This window comes from Agrobacterium vitis (genome assembly GCF_013426735.1).
Classification (GTDB): domain Bacteria; phylum Pseudomonadota; class Alphaproteobacteria; order Rhizobiales; family Rhizobiaceae; genus Allorhizobium; species Allorhizobium vitis_D.
Window position 1 is genome coordinate 3,443,602 of the sequence record NZ_AP023272.1, and the last position, 17,393, is coordinate 3,460,994.

15 protein-coding genes, 1 tRNA gene and 1 pseudogene are annotated in these 17,393 nt (G+C 58.5%); 10 read left to right on the top strand and 7 right to left on the bottom strand.

What is annotated here, in order from left to right; all coding sequences use genetic code 11:
* Window positions 1-27 precede the first annotated feature (27 nt).
* The 4 genes from H1Y61_RS16080 to lpxK all read left to right on the top strand — a co-directional run bounded on the left by H1Y61_RS16080 (window position 28) and on the right by lpxK (window position 3,520).
* Window positions 28-264: a DUF4170 domain-containing protein gene (locus H1Y61_RS16080; RefSeq protein WP_070151784.1), complete on the top strand. Its 237-nt coding sequence runs from the start codon at window positions 28-30 to the stop codon at window positions 262-264.
* 166 nt (window positions 265-430) lie between these two features.
* Window positions 431-1,750: a lipid IV(A) 3-deoxy-D-manno-octulosonic acid transferase gene (waaA, locus tag H1Y61_RS16085; RefSeq protein WP_180573195.1), complete on the top strand. Its 1,320-nt coding sequence runs from the start codon at window positions 431-433 to the stop codon at window positions 1,748-1,750.
* The gene (locus H1Y61_RS16090; RefSeq protein WP_180573196.1) at window positions 1,747-2,487 is read left to right on the top strand and encodes an HAD family hydrolase; all 741 of its coding nucleotides are present in this window, start codon (window positions 1,747-1,749) and stop codon (window positions 2,485-2,487) included. Before waaA ends, H1Y61_RS16090 begins: the two co-directional genes overlap by 4 nt.
* Before the next feature lie 10 nt (window positions 2,488-2,497).
* The gene (gene lpxK, locus H1Y61_RS16095; RefSeq protein WP_180573197.1) at window positions 2,498-3,520 is read left to right on the top strand and encodes a tetraacyldisaccharide 4'-kinase; all 1,023 of its coding nucleotides are present in this window, start codon (window positions 2,498-2,500) and stop codon (window positions 3,518-3,520) included.
* Window positions 3,521-3,537: 17 nt separating this feature from the next.
* On the opposite strand, the gene H1Y61_RS16100 is transcribed toward lpxK, so the two are convergent.
* Together H1Y61_RS16100 and mutL are read right to left on the bottom strand one after the other, a co-directional pair.
* Entirely contained in the window at window positions 3,538-3,768 is a 231-nt protein-coding gene (locus H1Y61_RS16100) for a DUF2093 domain-containing protein (RefSeq protein WP_015915055.1), read from the bottom strand.
* 116 nt (window positions 3,769-3,884) lie between these two features.
* Complete coding sequence (gene mutL, locus H1Y61_RS16105; protein WP_180573198.1) at window positions 3,885-5,738, bottom strand: DNA mismatch repair endonuclease MutL; 1,854 nt, start codon at window positions 5,736-5,738, stop codon at window positions 3,885-3,887.
* A gap of 363 nt (window positions 5,739-6,101) precedes the next feature.
* Between mutL and H1Y61_RS16110 the strand changes: the two genes are divergently transcribed.
* Complete coding sequence (locus H1Y61_RS16110) at window positions 6,102-7,766, top strand: response regulator (protein ID WP_180573199.1); 1,665 nt, start codon at window positions 6,102-6,104, stop codon at window positions 7,764-7,766.
* A 261-nt stretch (window positions 7,767-8,027) separates the two neighbouring features.
* Entirely contained in the window at window positions 8,028-9,395 is a 1,368-nt protein-coding gene (locus H1Y61_RS16115; RefSeq protein ID WP_041696256.1) for a putative bifunctional diguanylate cyclase/phosphodiesterase, read from the top strand.
* 27 nt (window positions 9,396-9,422) lie between these two features.
* Here H1Y61_RS16115 and H1Y61_RS16120 read toward each other — a convergent pair whose 3' ends face one another.
* From H1Y61_RS16120 to H1Y61_RS16130, 3 genes are all read right to left on the bottom strand, one after another.
* On the bottom strand, window positions 9,423-9,806 hold the full coding sequence (locus H1Y61_RS16120) for a VOC family protein (protein WP_180573200.1): 384 nt from the start codon (window positions 9,804-9,806) through the stop codon (window positions 9,423-9,425).
* A gap of 41 nt (window positions 9,807-9,847) precedes the next feature.
* A complete protein-coding gene (locus tag H1Y61_RS16125) occupies window positions 9,848-10,633 on the bottom strand; it encodes an RlmE family RNA methyltransferase (RefSeq protein ID WP_015915050.1) in 786 nt (261 codons plus the stop codon).
* An 84-nt stretch (window positions 10,634-10,717) separates the two neighbouring features.
* Window positions 10,718-12,505 carry a Ppx/GppA phosphatase family protein gene (locus tag H1Y61_RS16130; RefSeq protein ID WP_180573201.1) on the bottom strand — a complete coding sequence of 596 codons (1,788 nt, stop codon included), beginning with the start codon at window positions 12,503-12,505 and terminating at the stop codon, window positions 10,718-10,720.
* A gap of 307 nt (window positions 12,506-12,812) precedes the next feature.
* Here H1Y61_RS16130 and H1Y61_RS16135 point away from each other — a divergent pair.
* Window positions 12,813-12,886: transfer RNA gene (locus tag H1Y61_RS16135), tRNA-Gln, on the top strand.
* Between the two features lie 158 nt (window positions 12,887-13,044).
* Complete coding sequence (locus H1Y61_RS26710; RefSeq protein ID WP_235680772.1) at window positions 13,045-13,812, top strand: DUF6538 domain-containing protein; 768 nt, start codon at window positions 13,045-13,047, stop codon at window positions 13,810-13,812.
* Here H1Y61_RS26710 and H1Y61_RS16145 read toward each other — a convergent pair.
* Together H1Y61_RS16145 and H1Y61_RS16150 are read right to left on the bottom strand one after the other, a co-directional pair.
* Window positions 13,776-14,950 (bottom strand): IS3 family transposase gene (locus H1Y61_RS16145; protein WP_235680773.1). Its coding sequence is split into 2 segments (ribosomal slippage): window positions 13,776-14,674 and window positions 14,674-14,950, totalling 1,176 coding nucleotides; the frame shifts between segments, so codons are not numbered across the junction. The two genes, H1Y61_RS26710 and H1Y61_RS16145, sit on opposite strands and share 37 nt — an antisense overlap.
* A gap of 14 nt (window positions 14,951-14,964) precedes the next feature.
* Window positions 14,965-15,135, bottom strand: coding sequence for a hypothetical protein (locus H1Y61_RS16150; protein WP_180573202.1), 171 nt, complete (start codon window positions 15,133-15,135; stop codon window positions 14,965-14,967).
* 178 nt (window positions 15,136-15,313) lie between these two features.
* Between H1Y61_RS16150 and H1Y61_RS16155 the strand changes: the two genes are divergently transcribed.
* A protein-coding gene (locus H1Y61_RS16155) for an IS630 family transposase (RefSeq protein ID WP_180574535.1) occupies window positions 15,314-16,259 on the top strand; the annotation gives its coding sequence in 2 pieces (ribosomal slippage) (window positions 15,314-15,652 and window positions 15,654-16,259; 945 coding nt in all).
* A gap of 119 nt (window positions 16,260-16,378) precedes the next feature.
* Window positions 16,379-17,228, top strand: a pseudogene (locus H1Y61_RS16160) (methyl-accepting chemotaxis protein); the annotation flags it as partial.
* Window positions 17,229-17,393 lie beyond the last annotated feature (165 nt).

A 17,393-nucleotide genomic window follows, 5' to 3' on the forward strand; every position in this document is an offset into this window, starting at 1 on the left:
CGGGAGAATGATGATGGGAAAGATGAGATGACCGAGAAAAACGACAGGAAACAGCTTCTGCATCTGGTGTTCGGCGGAGAGTTGAGCAATCTGGCCGAGGTTCAATTCCGCAATCTTGAAGAATTGGACATCGTCGGGATCTTCCCTGATTATGCAACGGCACTTTCCGCATGGAAAAGCAAAGCGCAGCAGACAGTCGACAATGCCCATATGCGGTATTTCATTGTGCATATGCATCGCCTGCTGACCCCTGGCGAACAATAATACCAAGGCTCGAAGCGTCATCTTCCATGGCGCTTCGGATGAAGCGTAGACTTGACTGACATTTGGTGCCGCCACGGACCATGACGGTTTGCGGATAAAAACACGCTTGATGACGGATCGCGGCCTCGCAGCCATGACCCTCTGGCGTATTTAAGGTTGGAGAAGGATGAGCGCATTGGCACGCATCGCACTGACCGCCTATCGCTGGGCAGGGATCGTCGCCTTTCCGTGTGCAGGACTTTTCCTGTCCATTCGCGCCGCCAAAGGCAAGGAAGATCGCACCCGGCGGCTGGAACGGGTCGGCTATGCCGCCGCCAACCGGCCCCGCGGGCCGCTGGTCTGGGTTCATGCCGCCAGCGTCGGCGAGATGATGGCGGTAACGGCTCTGATGCGGGAACTGCGCCGCTGCGAGATCAATGTTCTCCTGACCACGGGTACGACAACCTCGGCCCAGATTGCCAGCGACCGTCTTCAGGACGGCGTCATCCACCAATATGTGCCAATCGATGCCGTGCCCGCCGTGCGCCGGTTTCTCGATTATTGGCAGCCGGACATGATGATCGGCGTCGAATCCGAGATCTGGCCGACCATGCTTCAAGACCTGCATGACCGGCAGATCCCGCAGATCCTGGTCAATGCCCGGATTTCCGACCGCTCCTTTGCCCGCTGGCAGCGCCATCCCAATGTGGCGTCTTCGCTGTTTTCCAAGCTTGCCATGGTCGTGGCGCAATCGGATGTCGATGCCGAGCGGTTCCGCGATCTCGGTGCCTGGCCGGTCAGCGTTTCCGGCAATATCAAGGTGGACACGGATGCTCCACCCTGCGACAGCAGCCTACTGACCAGCTATGAGCGGCAGATTGGCCATCGCAAGACCTGGGCGGCCATTTCCACCGCCGAGGGCGAGGAAAAGATCGCCGCCATGGTCCACCGCGCCCTGAAAGCCCATATGGGCCAGCTTAGTATCGTCGTGCCACGCCATCCGGAACGGGCCGATGCCATCGAGGCAATGATGATCGAACAGGGCCTGACGGTTGCCCGCCGCAGCCGCAACGATCCGATCACGCCGCAGACAGATGTGTTTCTGGGTGATACGATCGGCGAAATGGGGCTTTATCTGCGGCTGACGGATATCGCCTTCGTCGGTCGCTCGATGATGAAGGAAGGCGGCGGCGGCAACCCGATGGAGCCTGCCGTGCTGGGCTGCGCAGTGCTGAGCGGCCCACATGTGGAAAATTTCCGTGAAAGCTACCAGCGCCTGGTGCGCCATGGTGCCGCCCGCGTGGTGCGCGACGCCGAAACCCTGGCGAAAGCCGTACATTTCCTGATGAATAACCATCTGGCGCGTCACAAAATGTCCGATTCCGGCATGGAAGCCGTGCAGGACATGCGCGGTGCGCTGACGGCGACCATCAAGGCGATGGAACCCTATATCAATCCCTTGACCGTCAAGGCCCGTCTCGAACCGAAGACGGCAGCGGGCGAATGATAGGGAGTGGCACTGTGACCGATGACGTTGCCCGATCAGCCTCTACAATTGGCGGAATTCTGTTCGACAAGGATGGCACGCTGTTGGATTACGACGCCAGTTGGGCGCCGGTGAACCGGCAACTGGCGCTGATGGCCGCCGATGGCGACCAGACGCTGGCCGATCAATTGCTCGGCGCCTGCGGCATGGACCCAGAAAGCGGTTATGTCGTCCCCGACAGTCTGCTGGCGGCGGGCAATGCCCGTGAGATCGCCGAGGGACTGGCCAAGGCGGGGTCGCCCTTCGATGCTGATTATCTCACCGAAGCGCTGGATGCGATTTTCGCCAATGCCGCCGAGCTTTCCGTGCCGGTGACCGATCTTGGTGCGCTGTTTGCAAAGCTGCGACAGCGCGGCCTGAAGCTCGGCATCGCCTCCTCTGACAATGAGCGCTCGATCCGTGCCATCGTCCAGCGGTTCGGGCTTGAGCCGCATGTGGATTTCATTGCCGGTTACGACAGCGGGTTCGGTTGCAAGCCGGAGCCGGGCATGGTGCATGGCTTTTGCCAGGCGACCGGCCTTGCCCCCGCAAACGTAGCCGTGGTCGGCGACAATAATCACGACCTGTTGATGGGCCGCAATGCAGGCGCCGGGCTTTCAATTGCCGTGCTGACTGGCACCGGATCGCGCCTGACGCTGGAAGCCGGAAGCGATTACTGCTTGAACGACATTACCGAACTTGAACAGGTCCTGGGTTGAGGGGCAGCCGATGAAGCTGCATGCACCCTCCTTTTGGTGGCAAAAAGCCGGATTTTCAGCCCTGGCGCTATGGCCGCTGTCTTTCCTCTATGGCCGGATTGCCGCCCGGCGCATGCGCGGGTCTTCAGCCTATGCTCCCGCGGTACCGGTGATCTGTATCGGCAATGTCACGCTTGGCGGCGCTGGCAAGACGCCGACGGCCCTGGCTCTGGCCAAGGCCGCCCTTGCCATGGGCTTGAAGCCCGGCTTTCTCAGCCGTGGCTATGGCGGATCGGTCCGCCGCACGACCTTGGTCGATCCGGGCCACCACACCGCCAAGGATGTCGGTGACGAACCGCTGCTGCTGGCCTCGGTGGCGCCGACAGTGGTGGCATCGCGTCGCCGCGACGGGGCCAAAGAATTGGAGCGCCAAGGCATCGACCTGATCATCATGGATGACGGATTTCAAAGCGCACAGATCCGCATCGATTGTGCCGTGGTGGTGACCGACAGTTACAAAGGCGATGGCAATGGTTTCGTCTTTCCCGCCGGGCCATTGCGGGCGCCGCTGGCAATCCAGTTTCAAAAGCTGGACATGCTGCTGGTGGTTGGCAAAGGCGATGCCGCCATTCCGATGGTGCGGCGGGCCGCCCGAATGGGCAAGCCGGTATTGACCGCTCAGCTTCATCCCCTGCCCGGCCCAAGCCTTAGGGGTCAGCGCCTGCTGGCCTATGCAGGCATTGCCGATCCGGAAAAGTTCTACCGCACCCTGCGCGAAATGGGTGCAGACATCGTCGTGGCCAGAGGGTTTGGCGATCACCAGCCCTTGTCCGCTGCGGCGATTGCCGAGCTGATCGAAGAGGCTGAGGCCAACGATCTTCTGCTGGTCACGACCGCAAAGGATCAGGCCCGGCTACGGGGCGCAAGTCAGGACCGGGCACAGGAACTTCTTGCCAAATCCACCGTGATCGAAATCGAGATGATCTTCGACGATCCGGCGGTCCCAGCACGCGTGATAGACCAGGCGCAGGATCGTTTTCGCAGGTCTCGGTAATGACGCGGCGCTTGCCCTTACCGCTTCTGGTTCGGCAGATTGCCAGCGCGCTTTTCCGCTTCCAGTGAAGCCGCCGCATCGACATAGGCTTCCTGACGATCAACGCTCCAGTATTTCAGCTCATCGATGGTGATCGGTCGGCCGGTGATGGCGCAGACCACGTAGGAGCCGGGAAAGGTAATCTGGAAATCCGCATCCAGATATTTCACCGTGGCCTCGCGATTTCCACGGCTTTCGAAGCGATTCATGGAGTGGTCCTAACTCTCTTCTTGTTCTTGTCGTTTAGTACTGCTTGCCGTTGCGTGCCGAACCGGCAGTAGCGTGCCGTCTATAAATGCACACAAACTGCCCTTGCAATCAACCGTCAACTGCGACCGAACAGCCGCTCGATATCCGACAGTTTCAGTTCAATATAGGTTGGGCGCCCGTGGTTGCATTGGCCGGAACCGGGCGTTTCCTCCATTTTTCGCAGCAATGCATTCATTTCCTCGACCCGCAACAGGCGGCCAGAGCGCACCGACCCGTGGCAGGCCATGGTAGCGGCCACATGTTCCAGCCGGGCAAACAGGCTGCCCGCCGTTTCCCATTCAGCAATTTCATCGGCCAGTTGCCGGACAAGACCCGGCACATCCACTTCGCCCAGCATGGCAGGCGTTTCGCGCACGGCAATCGCTCCTGGCCCGAACCGCTCGATAGCAAGGCCCAGCCGGTCAAGGTTTTCGGCGTGATCCATCAGCCGGTCGCAGTCTTCTTCCGGCAGCCCGATAATTTCGGGAATGAGCAAGCCCTGGCTGGGCAATCTGCGACCCGATAGCGCCTTGCGCATATCCTCAAACACCAGACGCTCATGGGCGGCATGCTGATCGACGATCACCAGCCCGTCTTGCGTCTGGGCGACGATATAATTGGCGTGAACCTGCGCCCGGGCCGCGCCGAGGCGAAACGAACCGCTTTCCATCGCCATCGCCACAGGCTCGTAGATCTGCGAGGGCAAAGCATGGGCATCCGCCCGGGCCGCTGGCTGCGTCAGACCATCGAACCGGCTCTGACCGCCATCAAGTGGCCTGTGCGGAGACGTATCGACACTCCACCCCGCAGGCTGTGGCGGCCGGGCGCCATAGGCGGGTGCATAAGAATTGTTCGCAGCCGCCTGCACGCCTTCGGCAAAACCGCCATTTGCACCAGGGCGAAAGGCCCGCAGCATGGCGCTGGCCCCCGCCGTCGATGACCGGTCGCCTTCGCGCGTCAAGGCCTGGCGGATCGCACCGACGATCAGGCCGCGCACCAGGCCGGGATCGCGAAACCGCACATCCGACTTGGCTGGGTGGACATTGACATCGACCAGAGCCGGATCAACCGTCAGCGCCAGCACCGCCACCGGATAGCGGCCATGCGGCACAGTTTCGGCATAGGCACCGCGAATGGCCGAGAGGATCAGCTTATCCTGCACCGGACGGCCATTGACGAAGGCATATTGATGGGCGGAATTGCCACGGTTGAAGGTCGGCACACCGGCAAAGCCGCCCAGATGCACGTCCTCTCGTTCAGCGTCGAGTGCAATGGCATTATCCCGGAAATCGGAGCCGAGCACCTGGGCAATCCGGGCGAGATGATCGTCGCCGGTGGCGGGCAGTTCCAGCGTCGAGCGGTCGGAGCCGGACAGGACGAAGCGGATCTTCGGAAAGGCGATGGCCATACGCTTGACCATTTCGGTAATCGCAGCGGCCTCGGCCCTTTCGGTTTTCAGGAATTTCAGCCGGGCTGGCGTGGCAAAAAACAGATCACGCACCTCGACCACCGTGCCGGGATTGCCGGGTGCCGGGCGCACCTCTCCAACCTTGCCGCCTTCCACCGCGATCTGGAAAGCACTGGCGCTGTCTGCTCTGCGGCTGGCAATGGTCAGGCGCGCCACCGAGCCGATCGAGGGCAGCGCCTCACCGCGAAAGCCGAGGCTCTTGATGTCCATCAACGACTCATTGAGCTTGGAGGTGCAATGACGGCGAACCGCCAGCGCCAGATCCTGCCCATCCATGCCGCAACCATTGTCGGTGATGCGCAGCAGGGCCTTGCCACCACCCGCCGTGGCAATCTCGATGCGGTTTGCCCCGGCATCGATAGCGTTTTCGATCAACTCCTTGGCGGCACTGGCCGGACGCTCAATCACTTCGCCAGCGGCGATCTGGTTGATCAAGGTTTCCGAAAGCTGTTTGATGCTCATACGCTTATTGTCGCCAATTGTCGGCCAAGAAGAAAGCCCGGCAAGGGCGCAATTCACCGCGATCTTTCCCGACCTCTTGCCCCCGTCATTAAGGGGGCATTAATCGAATACCAATAGGCTTAATTCAACTTTAATCGTTTTTGATCGTGGTCGCCGAAGAAAACCCGCTGCTCCGGTTGGCGTGACCCACTCCTGCACTGTTTGGTATCATCGAGGCACGACGAAAACGCAAGAAAGTTCTATAGGCTGCATGTTTCTACCGGGAGTCGATTCCGATCCGGCTGGCCATGCAGTAAACATAGGTTGGTAGGATAATGCGGCCGATGCTTATCTTGAACGAGATGCAACGCCTTGGAGGCGAAGATGCATAAGCAACCGGGCGACAGGCAGGCAACGGACCGGACCTGGGCAAGCGCCCTGGTTCTGGAGCATAGCCTTCTCGATGCCGTCTGCGATGCGCAGGGCAGCGCGATTCTGGTTGTCGATAGCGACGATATTATCGTCTATGCAAGCCCGCAATTGCTGAACTTCTTCGAAATTCCGGAATTCTACCTGCAAGCGGGCACCAGGCTACGTGACTGCCTGGGCGCAATTTACGATCACTGCATCCGCGCCATCCTGTCCCCCAACCCGCCGTCAAGAGAAGAGTGGCTGGCCGAGCGGGTTGCCGCCCATTGGCGCGAACGGTTCGAAACACTCGACAAAACCGTCAAGAAGCGCACAGTGCGCCAACTCAATCGACGGCTCGCCAATGGCTTTGGCATTTGCGCGATTTCCGATATTACCGAACAGAAAAAGCGTGAGGAACAATGGCGCACCGATCTGGAACGGGTCGAAGTCACGGAAAATATTCTCGACAGCCTGCCGCAACCGGTCATGGTCTGGGATCGCCAGCACATCGTGGTTGGCATCAACAAGGCATTCGTCGCCATGATGGGGACAAGTGAAGACGCCATTCTGGGCCGCCCTGCGGCAGATCTGCTTGAAAGCCGCTTCCTCGCCAGCTTGCAGCAGGCTGAGCAACAGGTCGGTATTCGCGAGCGCTTCATCCGGATTGCCGATCCCGGCTCGTCGCAAGCCACACCCGCTGCTTATATCAACCGGATCGGCAAGACCGACCGCAGCTTTTGCGTGGTGACCTTTGCAAGCGTCGATGGCGCCGCCCATTTGCTTCGACCGACGATCCGGGCGGAAAGCACAAACGCACCAGGCCCGGCAAACCACATCACCTCACCGCTATCTCCACCGCAAAAACAACCGCAACCGGCAACCGAACCTCCACGAGAAGACAGCCTGCGGCAACGTGTGTTGATTGCCAGCAGCGATCCGATTTTCCTCGCAAATGCCGTGGGCGTACTGCCGCCACAGGCAAGCGATCGCTGCATCGTTCATAGCCCTTACGAATTGCGCGCCGTCATTGAACTTGCCAGATCGCTGGCCATGTCCATTGACCTGATCATTACAGACAGAGCCATGTCTGTCAGCCGGGAGCAGCTTGCACTCGATGATACGACGCGAACCCTCGTCGCTGATCGCAACAGCGTCGCAGAGCGGCTGATCCAGCATTTTCAGCCACGGGCCACGACGTCTGCGCGGACAGGGTCTCACCCGGCAGGCATCGTCCGCGCGCCGAAGAAGACGGTGGAAATCCTTGTTGTCGAGGACAATGAAGTCAACCAGATCGTGTTTTCGCAAATTCTCGAAGGACTTGGCCGCAGCTATAAGCTGGCGGTCAATGGTGCGGATGCCTTAGCAATCTGGCAGGTCGAACGTCCCGCCATCGTGCTCATGGACATTTCGCTGCCTGACATCAATGGCATGGATCTCTGCCGCCTGATGCGGCAAAGGCAGCGGGCCGGAGATCCCCGCTCGGCCATTATCGGCGTGCTGGTGCCAGCCTTCGACCATGACCGTGGCCGGTGCCTGGACGCGGGCATGGACGATGTCATCGTCAAGCCGCTCAGCCCCGACATGATCGAACAGCTTCTGGACCGCCATCTCGAAACAAGCCGTCATGCAATGGCGTGATGGCCTCGTCGAAAGCTGAAGCGGCTGGGGAAGAGACAGGCAGTCCGCTGTGTTCGACACCAATGCTGATTATGACGAAAAGACAAGCAGCACAAAGGATAACAACCGTCTGACTGGTTTAATGTGAACCTGACAGATTCGAGGTGTATGCAGTAAATCACGGGTAAAAATCCACAGTCCTCCTCTGCTAAACGCTAGAATTTTATTAATTTTTTATGCGCATGGTAGTTCCGTGATCTATGACTTTTTTTGGGATAATGAATGGGTGCGGCCAACACCATAGTGCCAGACATCGATCAGGGAGAGGCCAAGGCTTTTACCGATCCGCTGACGGGGCTTGGCAATCACCATAGGCTGCAGGAGCGAATCCGCAGCCTATCGGCGGAGCGCGCCGCCGATCCCGCACCATTTACCGTGGCTTTGGTCAATCTGGACGGTTTCAAGCCAATCAACGACCTATTCGGGTCGTTGGCGGGGGATGAAATTCTGTGTCAGGTCGCCCATCGTCTCAAAGCCTGTATTCCCGATGGCGCCATTGTTACCCGTCACGATGGCGACGAGTTTGCCGTGGTCCTGCCGCTGATTTTCGAACAGATCAGCGCCGAGCGGATCGGCAATCTGATCAAGGACGTGCTATCGGCGCCCTACGACCTCGGCGACCGCAATGTCCGGCTTTCGGCTTCGCTGGGCTTTGCAATCTTTCCCTTTGCCGGCGACGATTTCGAGACGCTGATGAAGAGTGCGGAGACGGCTCTTTATCGCTCAAAACGGCGTGGACGCGGCCAGATAACCGTCTATTCGCGAGAAATTGCCCAGGAAATGCGCCGCTCCACCCAATTGGAGCAGGCCCTGCGCAATGCGATCATCAACGATGCCGTCGATACCCATTTCCAGCCGATCGTCTCGCTTGTCGATGGCAAGGTTCTGGGTTTCGAAGCGCTCGCCCGCTGGATCGATCCAGATCTCGGCTTTGTTTCGCCAGCGATCTTCGTGCCGCTGGCCGAGGATAGGGGCTTTATCGACACACTCTCGGAAACCCTGTTGCGCAAGGCCGCGGAAGCGGCGCTGACCTGGCCGCGAGAACTGTTTTTGTCCTTCAACCTTTCCTCGGTGCAATTGACCGATTCCGGCACGGCCTCACGCACGCTGTCCATCATCAACAGTGTCGGCCTCGACCCGTCGCGGCTGGAACTGGAGATTACCGAAACCGCTGTGATGAGTTCCGCCGACATGGCCGGGCGGATCATCGCCGAACTGCGCGCGGCAGGCGTGCGTATCTCGCTCGACGATTTCGGCACCGGCCAATCCAGCCTTGGACGCTTGAGGGAATTTACCTTTGACAAGGTCAAGATCGATCGAGCCTTCGTCTCGGCGATCACCACCGACACCACCTCCGAACATATCGTCCGGGCGATCATCACCATGTGCGAAGGCCTGAAGCTGGAAGTGGTGGCCGAAGGCATAGAAACCCTTAGCGAAGCAACAAGGCTCCTGGCCCTCGGCTGCACCATGGGCCAGGGCTATTATTTCGGCAGGCCCGCCGATGCGATGGCCACGCTGCGCTATCTATCGCGCCAATATTCCGACTTCGCCGCTCGCAGGCAGACGGGGCCGTTTTCAGGCTATTGAGTCGATGGAATGATAATCAGCGGCCAATTATTCAGGCCGCTCGCAGACGGCCGATAATTTATTGCCATCGGGATCACGGACATAACAGGCATAGAAATGCGCATGAAAAGGCCGCAGGCCCGGCGCACCTTCATCTGAACCGCCATTTGCCAGCGCTGCCGCATAAAAGGCCTCGACATCCAACCGGCTTCCAGCATCCAGCGCCACCATGGAGCCATTGCCGAAGCTGGCGGCCCCGCCGTCATAAGGGCTGACGAGCCAGAACCGACACCGCACATCCGAGGACGCAGAGTATCCAATTTCGTCTTTTTCCGTCACCCGGCGGATGAAGCCAAGCGCACCGAGACAGGCATCGTAAAACCGTCCGGATCGCTCCAGGTCGTTGGAGCCAAGCGTGATATAGAGCAGCATTGACTATTCCCGCTCAAATCCAGGAACCAAGTTTCCGGTTCTCAATCCTGATCCTCGTCAGCCGTTGCATCCTCACGCGGATCATGCGGCATGGGACCGTCGTCTTCCACTTCATGACCCAGCGCATTGCCGGACCGCCTGCCCTTGAAGCCCTTGGCAAGCAGGAACATTTCCACCGATTCCTGACGTGACGACGCGGGCTTTATATGAATGACCTGCTTGAAATTCTGCTTGAGCATGTTGAGCAGGTCTTTTTCCGTGCCACCCTGAAAGGTTTTCGCCAGGAAATGCCCGCCCTCCGCCAGCACTTCCACGGCAAAATAAGCCGCCACTTCGCAGAGATGCATGGTGCGAATGTGGTCGGTCTTCTGGTGGCCGGTGGTGGGTGCCGCCATGTCGGAAATCACCACATCCGGCACCCCGCCGACCGCTTCCATCAACAGGGCGGGCGCCTGGGGGTCGAGAAAGTCGAGTTGCAGGATCTTCACGCCCGGCAATTGGGTCATTTCCAGAAAGTCGATGGCCGCAACCCGGATGTCACTATCGGTGGACCCGGTAACATTGGCGGCAATCTGCGACCAGCTGCCGGGTGCAGCCCCCAGATCGATAATGCGTCGGGCGCCTTTGAGAATATTGTGCTTCTCATCGATCTCCAACAGCTTGAAAGCCGCACGGGCGCGGTAGCCCTCCAGCTTGGCCCGCTGCACATAGGGATCGTTGATATGCCGCTCCAGCCAGCGCCGCGACGACGCTTTCAACTTGCCCTTCTTGACCTTCTGGCCCAGTTTTCGTCCGGTGCGGTTGCCGCCAATAGGTGGTTTGGTCATGCTTACTGCTCAACTCCTGACAGCGCCCTGTACATCCGCACTTCGATCCGCTGTAACACTTTTATGCCTCAATATTACGTCCGGTCACAAATGCGGGACACGATCCCGGCTGCCCGGCGGGCGTCGCGTGCGATTGCGTCGCCAGACACCGTCATCGGCCATCATGTCGGTCAATAGCCCTTCTCTCAAGCCCCGGTCCGCCACCCGCATGCGGCTGGAGGGCCAACGCCTGCGGATCGCTTCCAGAATGGCGCAGCCGGCCAGAACCAGATCTGCCCGGTCCGGGCCGATACAGGGATTGGCGGCGCGGCTCTGGTAATCCCAGGACAGCAGCTTGGCCTGCATGGCCGAGACCTCATCATCGCTCAACCATAACCCATCCACCCGGCGGCGATCATAGCGCGGCAGATCGAGATGTACGCCAGCCAATGTCGTCACCGTGCCGGACGTGCCGATCAGGTGGAAATCGACATCGGCGGCAGAATGACCAAGCGCCTCGACCGAGGGGCAATCAAACTGATCAAGCATGCCCGACACTTCGGTAATCATCGCCTCGAACACCGTGGGCGAAACATCGCGACCGCCATGGCGCTCCGACAGGGTGACGACCCCGACCGGCAGCGAGGTCCAATGGGTGATGTGATTGGCCAGACGGCTGGAACGGTTGTCGCCGATGCGAATCACCGCGATTTCCGAGGACCCGCCGCCGATATCAAATAGCACGACCGAACGGGTTTCGCGTCCAACCAGCGAGGAACAACCGGACACCGCCAGCCGCGCTTCCGTCTCGCGGTTGATGATTTCCAGCTCAAGCCCGGTCTCCGCCCGCACCCGCTCCAGAAATGCCTCGCCATTTTCGGCGGCCCGGCAGGCCTCCGTGGCGATCAGCCGTTTGCCGCGCAGTTCCACCCCATGCAGTTTGGAGGCGCAGACCTTCAGCGCCTCAATGGCGCGGTCCATCGCCTCCTGCGAGAGGCGCCCCGTCGCAGCCAGTCCCTCGCCCAGACGCACGATGCGCGAAAAGGCATCCACCACCCGGAATTGGCCGGGCCGGGTCGGCTGAGCAATCAACAACCGGCAATTATTGGTGCCGAGATCAAGCGCCGCGTAGAAATCGGCGGGATGGTCGTCGGAAGGCCCATGGCTGGAATGATGCCCCTTATGCTGTCCGTGATGGCCCTGTCCACCATGGGAATGTCCGCCATGGCCATGGCGGCTGCGGCCATGTGGTGCCTCACCAGAGCCGGCAACCGACTTCTGGCCCTCCACGGCAGGCGGGCAATAGCTGGCAGAGGCCGGCTTGGCTTCCACGCTGCGGCCAGGCTGCAAGGGACGCACCTGGGCGTTCTGCCGGCCCCGGTTCTTACGCCGCTTCCTGGTGGATTTTTTGGCCGCACCACCAGTTTCGCCAGCAAGGACATTTCCCTGGATATGGGATTCTTTGGTATGATGCCCCTGAGCATTAGACCCTTGAGTATTGGATAAACCTGCCTCGCGAGGCGCATGCCCGGCAGAGCCCTGATCGCGGTGATGGCGCTCTGCCTGCCGTTCAGCCTGAGCCACTGTCTCTTGCGTTTCCACGCCCTGATGCGGCACCGCCTGGCCCTGCCCCGGCGATGTGTTGCCGCGGCCTTTCCTGCGACGCTTTCGCTTTCGGCCAGGCGCCTGCTGGGCCGCCTGCTGATCTTGTTGTATGGGACGTCGATCCGGCTCGGCCAAAGCCGTCCGGTCTTGCGTCACGGGGTTAGCTGGCGGCCCGGATTTCCGGCCTTTCCGCTTGCCCCTACCGCGCCTCGAGGGCTTGCCCTCGGTACGGTTTGACGTTGACGCCCCGTTTTCTGGCGGAAATCCGCCATTGCCAGGGTCTACCACTGATGTCTTCCATAGCGCCGCGCAAAGTCTGATGGGAAAACCCGAGAGGAAATTCCGTTTCAGATATGCCGCTGGCGATCCTTAGATTTTCGTTGGTAAAATTGTAGCAGGCCCGGCAAGCTTCTCCAAATGCTTTTTAAGCCCCACCCTCCCCGGCCAACCAAGGCCGAAACCAGCTTCACTCAAAGGGCGGAACCGCTGCAAAACCGATTTGTCTGAACCGGTTCACTTTTTTGCAAAAAGACAGTTGCAATCAACCAGCTTTTGTTTATAAGCCGCATCCATCAGACGGCAACGCCGCCCCTGCTGGGGAATAGTTCAACGGTAGAACGACGGACTCTGACTCCGTTAATCTTGGTTCGAATCCAGGTTCCCCAGCCAATTCTCCCTAAAAGCCCTTAATTCCTTGATTTTCCAGTCGTGCCGGATATCGTTTTGGCATCATTGGCGACCTGATGCCCAAAACTGGTGCCCAAAGGTGATGCCCACGCCGTTCAAGCGCGAGGGACAAAGCTCCGGGCAAAGACAGGGCATTCGTCATGGCCGTGCGCCACGAAGTCGAGAATCTGATCCGCCGCGGAAACATCTTCTATTGGCGGCCACGCGTCCCGGCCGCTCTCATCAACTGCGGTCCCGGTAGCCGCCTTTCACTCAGCCTTCATTGTTCCGACCATAGAAAGGCTCAGATCATTGGCCGGAAGCTCAACACGCGACTGGCCGAATTGAAGTTGAACTCGAAGGAAATGATGTCCAAGCAACAGCTTCAGAAACTGTTCGAGCATGAGCGCGATAAAGAACTCGAGCGACTCGACGAGATCAATACGCTTGCCAGGCGCAACGGCCGTGGCGGGAATGTCGAGGAGATGGAACTCGATCTTGAGGCCGGTTGGGCCTGTCAGCTCGTCGCGAAGTTCGGGAGCCGGACGGAGCTGACGCTGGAGAGCGGTTGCGCGGGCCTAACCTATCTCCTCAACAATCGTGTCCCGATCTCGCACATCGACGCCATCAGGGCGAACTACCGGGGCGAACTGGCCATCGCGCGCAGCCCGGGGTTTGAAGACGGCATCCGGCGACTGATCTACAATTTCGAAATCGACGACACTGTCGCTAATCGTCAGCGCGCCATGTCGAAGATCTTTGAGGGTCGCGCTGCTGCCCTCCTCGACATCGATGAGCGGCACGAGCTTGTCGATAGAAGCCAGAGCGAGTTCACGGGCGGCGAAAGAGCCATCATGGACTTGCCCGAAAAAAGTGGAGAGCGAAGGCTTCTTCAGGGTGTCAGCTTGAGAGGGATGCTCTCGAACTGAATTGGGCATTTGTAGCCCAAGGAGGAATGTCTTCTTTTTGGATTATAGAAGGCGTCGATGTATTGTCCAATGGCGATTTCAGCTTGGGTCCTTGTTTTGAATACAGTTCGCCAAACCAGTTCTGACTTGATTGTCTTGAACACGGTTTCCACCATGGAATTGTCATAGCAATTGCCCTTGCCGCTCATCGACAGGATGAACCCGTGAGCTTTCAGAAGCTTTTGGTAGTCGGTCGCGCAATATTGACTACCACGGTCGGAGTGGTGAATGACATCCTTCGGCGGTCTGCGGATGGCTATGGCCCGTCGTAATGCCGTCAATGCCAGGTCCTGCTTCATTCGATCACTGGTGGCCCAGCCGATAATACGTCGAGAATAGAGATCGACAACAATGGCCAGATAGAGCCAGCCTTGCGTCGTCCAAACGTAGGTGATGTCAACACCCCACTTCTGATTTGGACCTGTGGCGGCAAAGTCCTGATCCAGAATATTGGGGGCAACAGGCCCTTTGTGATCGCTGTCAGTTGTTCTCTTGAATCGGCGTTTCTGCAATGCCTTCAAACCATTGTCATGCATGATGCGAGCAACCCTGTGGCGACCGACGCAAACCCCGTCTTCCTTCAGTTCCACCGTCATGCGTGGGCTTCCATAGGTTTCATGTGAGGTGGTGAACTGAGCCCGGATATGAGCCAAAAGAACCATGTCCGTCCTTTGCCGCAGGCTTGGTTTGCGTATGTCCCAAGCGTAATATCCGCTTTCACTGACACCCAGAAGCGTGCAGGCACGCTGAACAGGAACATTGGCCTTCTCTGCCGCAATGACCTTGAATTTCATTTCATGGTTTCCTTTGCAAAGAAGGCGGCTGCTTTTTTTAATAAATCGCGCTCCTGACGCAGAATTTCATTTTCCTTGCGAAGACGCGCCAGTTCCTTGGCAGTATCTTCGTGTGGTCCAGAAAGCAGGTCGGCTTCCTTGTGGGCGCTCACCCATTTCCCAAGCGTCGAGAGCCCAACGCCAAGATCATCGGATATTGCACGCAACGGCCTGCCGCTGGTGCGCGCAAGTCGGACAGCCTCAGCTTTGAAAGCATCTGTGAACTTGGCGTGGCGGCCGGGTGAATTCTTCTTCGTGTTCGTCATAGGGCGAAATCCTATCAAAGGTTAGGGATTCGCTCTCCACTTCTTCCGGGCAAGTCCAAAACGCGAAGATAACGCTGACGAACACGTTCTTCAGGCGTGACATCAAGAGCGGTAAGGGAAAGGAAATCGACGATTTTTCCGTCGATGTCGTATTCAACTTCGAAGTGCTTCTGATCTGATGCCATGCGACTCGTTCCCCTGATGATCGCCGCGGTATAGAAGCCTGTGCGCTGAGCGCCAAGAAGAAAATCACGGCTGTAATGGACCGTCTAGAGTCTGTCAGCGCTAATTTGAATCGTGCTCGGATTCCCTTTTGATTGAATTTATGATTCAAACTCATTTCTGGATTGGAGGCGAGCAATGATGGTGCATCCTCTTTCTCTTGATTTGCGCATGCGTATTGCAGCAGCTTTGAGTGACGGTATGACTGTTCGTGCTGCTGCGGTGCGATTTGGGGTGTCGGCGGCCACGGCAGTTCGGATAGGCCAGCGTGCCCGTTCGGGCAAAGGCTTGATGCCTGCGAAGATAGGCGGCTACGTCAAACCGATCCTGCGGGGCGAAACAGCAGATGCGGTGCGTCAACGGCTTGTGGCCAAATCGGACTGGACGGTGCGTGCGCTGTCTGCGGATTTGAAAGCTGCGGGGATCAATGTTTCTCACGACACGATTTGGCGCTTCCTGCGTAGCGAAGGCAAAACCTTCAAAAAAAACACTGGTGGCATGCGAACGGGACAGGCCGAAGGTTGTACGGTTCCGAGCACGCTGGAAGACACATCAGCACCGACTTGATCCCGATCGTCTTGTCTTCATTGATGAAACCTGGGTTAAGACCAATATGACGCGCACCTGCGGCTGGAGCCAACTCGGAGAGCCGCTCATCGCAAAGGTGCCGCATGGTCACTGGAAAACGCTGACTTTTCTGGCTGGCCTGCGCCGCGACAGCATCGTAGCACCGTGTGTTCTCGATGGTCCTATCAACAGCGTTGCCTTTACGGCATGGGTCCAGCAATCCCTCATTCTAACCCTCAAGCCTCGTGATGTCGTCATTCTCGACAATCTGGGAAGTCACAAAGGAAAGTCTGTGCGCGATGCCATCCGGGATGCCGGTGCCCACATCCTCTTCCTGCCGCCCTACAGTCCAGATCTCAATCCTATCGAAATGATGTTTGCAAAGTTAAAGGCACTTGTCAGAAAAGCCGAAGAACGAACCGTCGAACAAACATGGAGACGCATTGGACAGCTCCTCACGGCATTCTCACCGCAAGAGTGCGCAAACTATCTCAGGCATGCTGGTTATGGTTCAAACTAAACCTGACAGACTCTAGGCATCATCTACCCACCCTCCCCCCTGGGGATGGGACGTTTTTGGCCCTGCTGGTGGAGCTGACTTCATTCTTCTTGGTATCCGGGGTAGCGAAAGAAACACCTGCCCATGCCATTGACGCAGGCGCCAATGAAATCAAATCGGCAGCCGATGATCCGGCCAGGCGCACGGAACAGCAGGCAGCATCCGTGGAACAAACCGCCGCCGCTCTGGAAGAAATCACCACAGCCGTGAACGATAGCACCAAGCGGGCGCAGGAGGCGGGCGTCTTGGTGGCCCGCACCAAGGCAGGAGCCGAAAATCCGGTGACGTGGTGCGCCGTGCCGTGATTGCGATGGAGCAGATTGAAAAATCGTCCAGCGAAATCTCCAATATCATCACCGTGATTGATGAGATTGCTTTCCAAACCAACCTTCTTGCCCTGAACGCTGGTGTGAAAGCCGCCCGCGCCGGTGAAGCTGGTAAGGGCTTTGCCGTGGTTGCGCAGGAAGTGCGTGAACTGGCGCAACGCTCCGCCAATGCCGCCAAGGACATCAAGGCGCTGATCAACACATCCAACACCCAGGTGCAATCCGGCGTCCAGCTGATGGGTGAAACCGGGAAAGCGCTGGAAACCATGGTGGCCGAAGTGCAGGAAATTAACCGCCATGTTAGCGCTATCGTCGATGCTGCCCACGAGCAATCCAGTGGCTTGCAGCAGATCAACACTGCCGTTAACCAAATGGAACAGGATACCCAGAAAAACGCTGCCATGGTGGAGGAAACCACCGCCGCCAGCCACGGCCTGGCACGAGAGGTTGGCTCGCTAAATGCGCTTCTCTCGCAGTTCAAGATCTCTGGCGGCCACCAAGTGTCAGCTATGCAGCTATGCAGCCTGCTCGCCACGCCGAAACGCCGATCGCTTCCCCAGCACGGGCACTCGGCCGCAAGATCGCCGGTGCCTTTGCACGGTAACTTGCCACCAACCGCGCAATACAGCGCCCTGTATCTCATGCGAAGAGTCATAGAAAATGACTCTTCGCATGAAGTTATCGAGTAAATCAAGTCATTGATAAATTTGAGATATTCGAAGTTCTTGTCAGGCGAGGATGCCTCAGCGGAAAGGGCTGGCAGTTTGAG

Coding starts and splice junctions, on each gene's coding strand:
- H1Y61_RS16080 (WP_070151784.1), top strand. CDS start 28: ATGACCGAGAAAAACGACAGGAAACAGCTTCTGCATCTGGTGTTCGGC.
- waaA (WP_180573195.1), top strand. CDS start 431: ATGAGCGCATTGGCACGCATCGCACTGACCGCCTATCGCTGGGCAGGG.
- H1Y61_RS16090 (WP_180573196.1), top strand. CDS start 1,747: ATGATAGGGAGTGGCACTGTGACCGATGACGTTGCCCGATCAGCCTCT.
- lpxK (WP_180573197.1), top strand. CDS start 2,498: ATGAAGCTGCATGCACCCTCCTTTTGGTGGCAAAAAGCCGGATTTTCA.
- H1Y61_RS16100 (WP_015915055.1), bottom strand. CDS start 3,768: ATGAATCGCTTCGAAAGCCGTGGAAATCGCGAGGCCACGGTGAAATAT.
- mutL (WP_180573198.1), bottom strand. CDS start 5,738: ATGAGCATCAAACAGCTTTCGGAAACCTTGATCAACCAGATCGCCGCT.
- H1Y61_RS16110 (WP_180573199.1), top strand. CDS start 6,102: ATGCATAAGCAACCGGGCGACAGGCAGGCAACGGACCGGACCTGGGCA.
- H1Y61_RS16115 (WP_041696256.1), top strand. CDS start 8,028: ATGGGTGCGGCCAACACCATAGTGCCAGACATCGATCAGGGAGAGGCC.
- H1Y61_RS16120 (WP_180573200.1), bottom strand. CDS start 9,806: ATGCTGCTCTATATCACGCTTGGCTCCAACGACCTGGAGCGATCCGGA.
- H1Y61_RS16125 (WP_015915050.1), bottom strand. CDS start 10,633: ATGACCAAACCACCTATTGGCGGCAACCGCACCGGACGAAAACTGGGC.
- H1Y61_RS26710 (WP_235680772.1), top strand. CDS start 13,045: ATGGCCGTGCGCCACGAAGTCGAGAATCTGATCCGCCGCGGAAACATC.
- H1Y61_RS16150 (WP_180573202.1), bottom strand. CDS start 15,135: ATGGCATCAGATCAGAAGCACTTCGAAGTTGAATACGACATCGACGGA.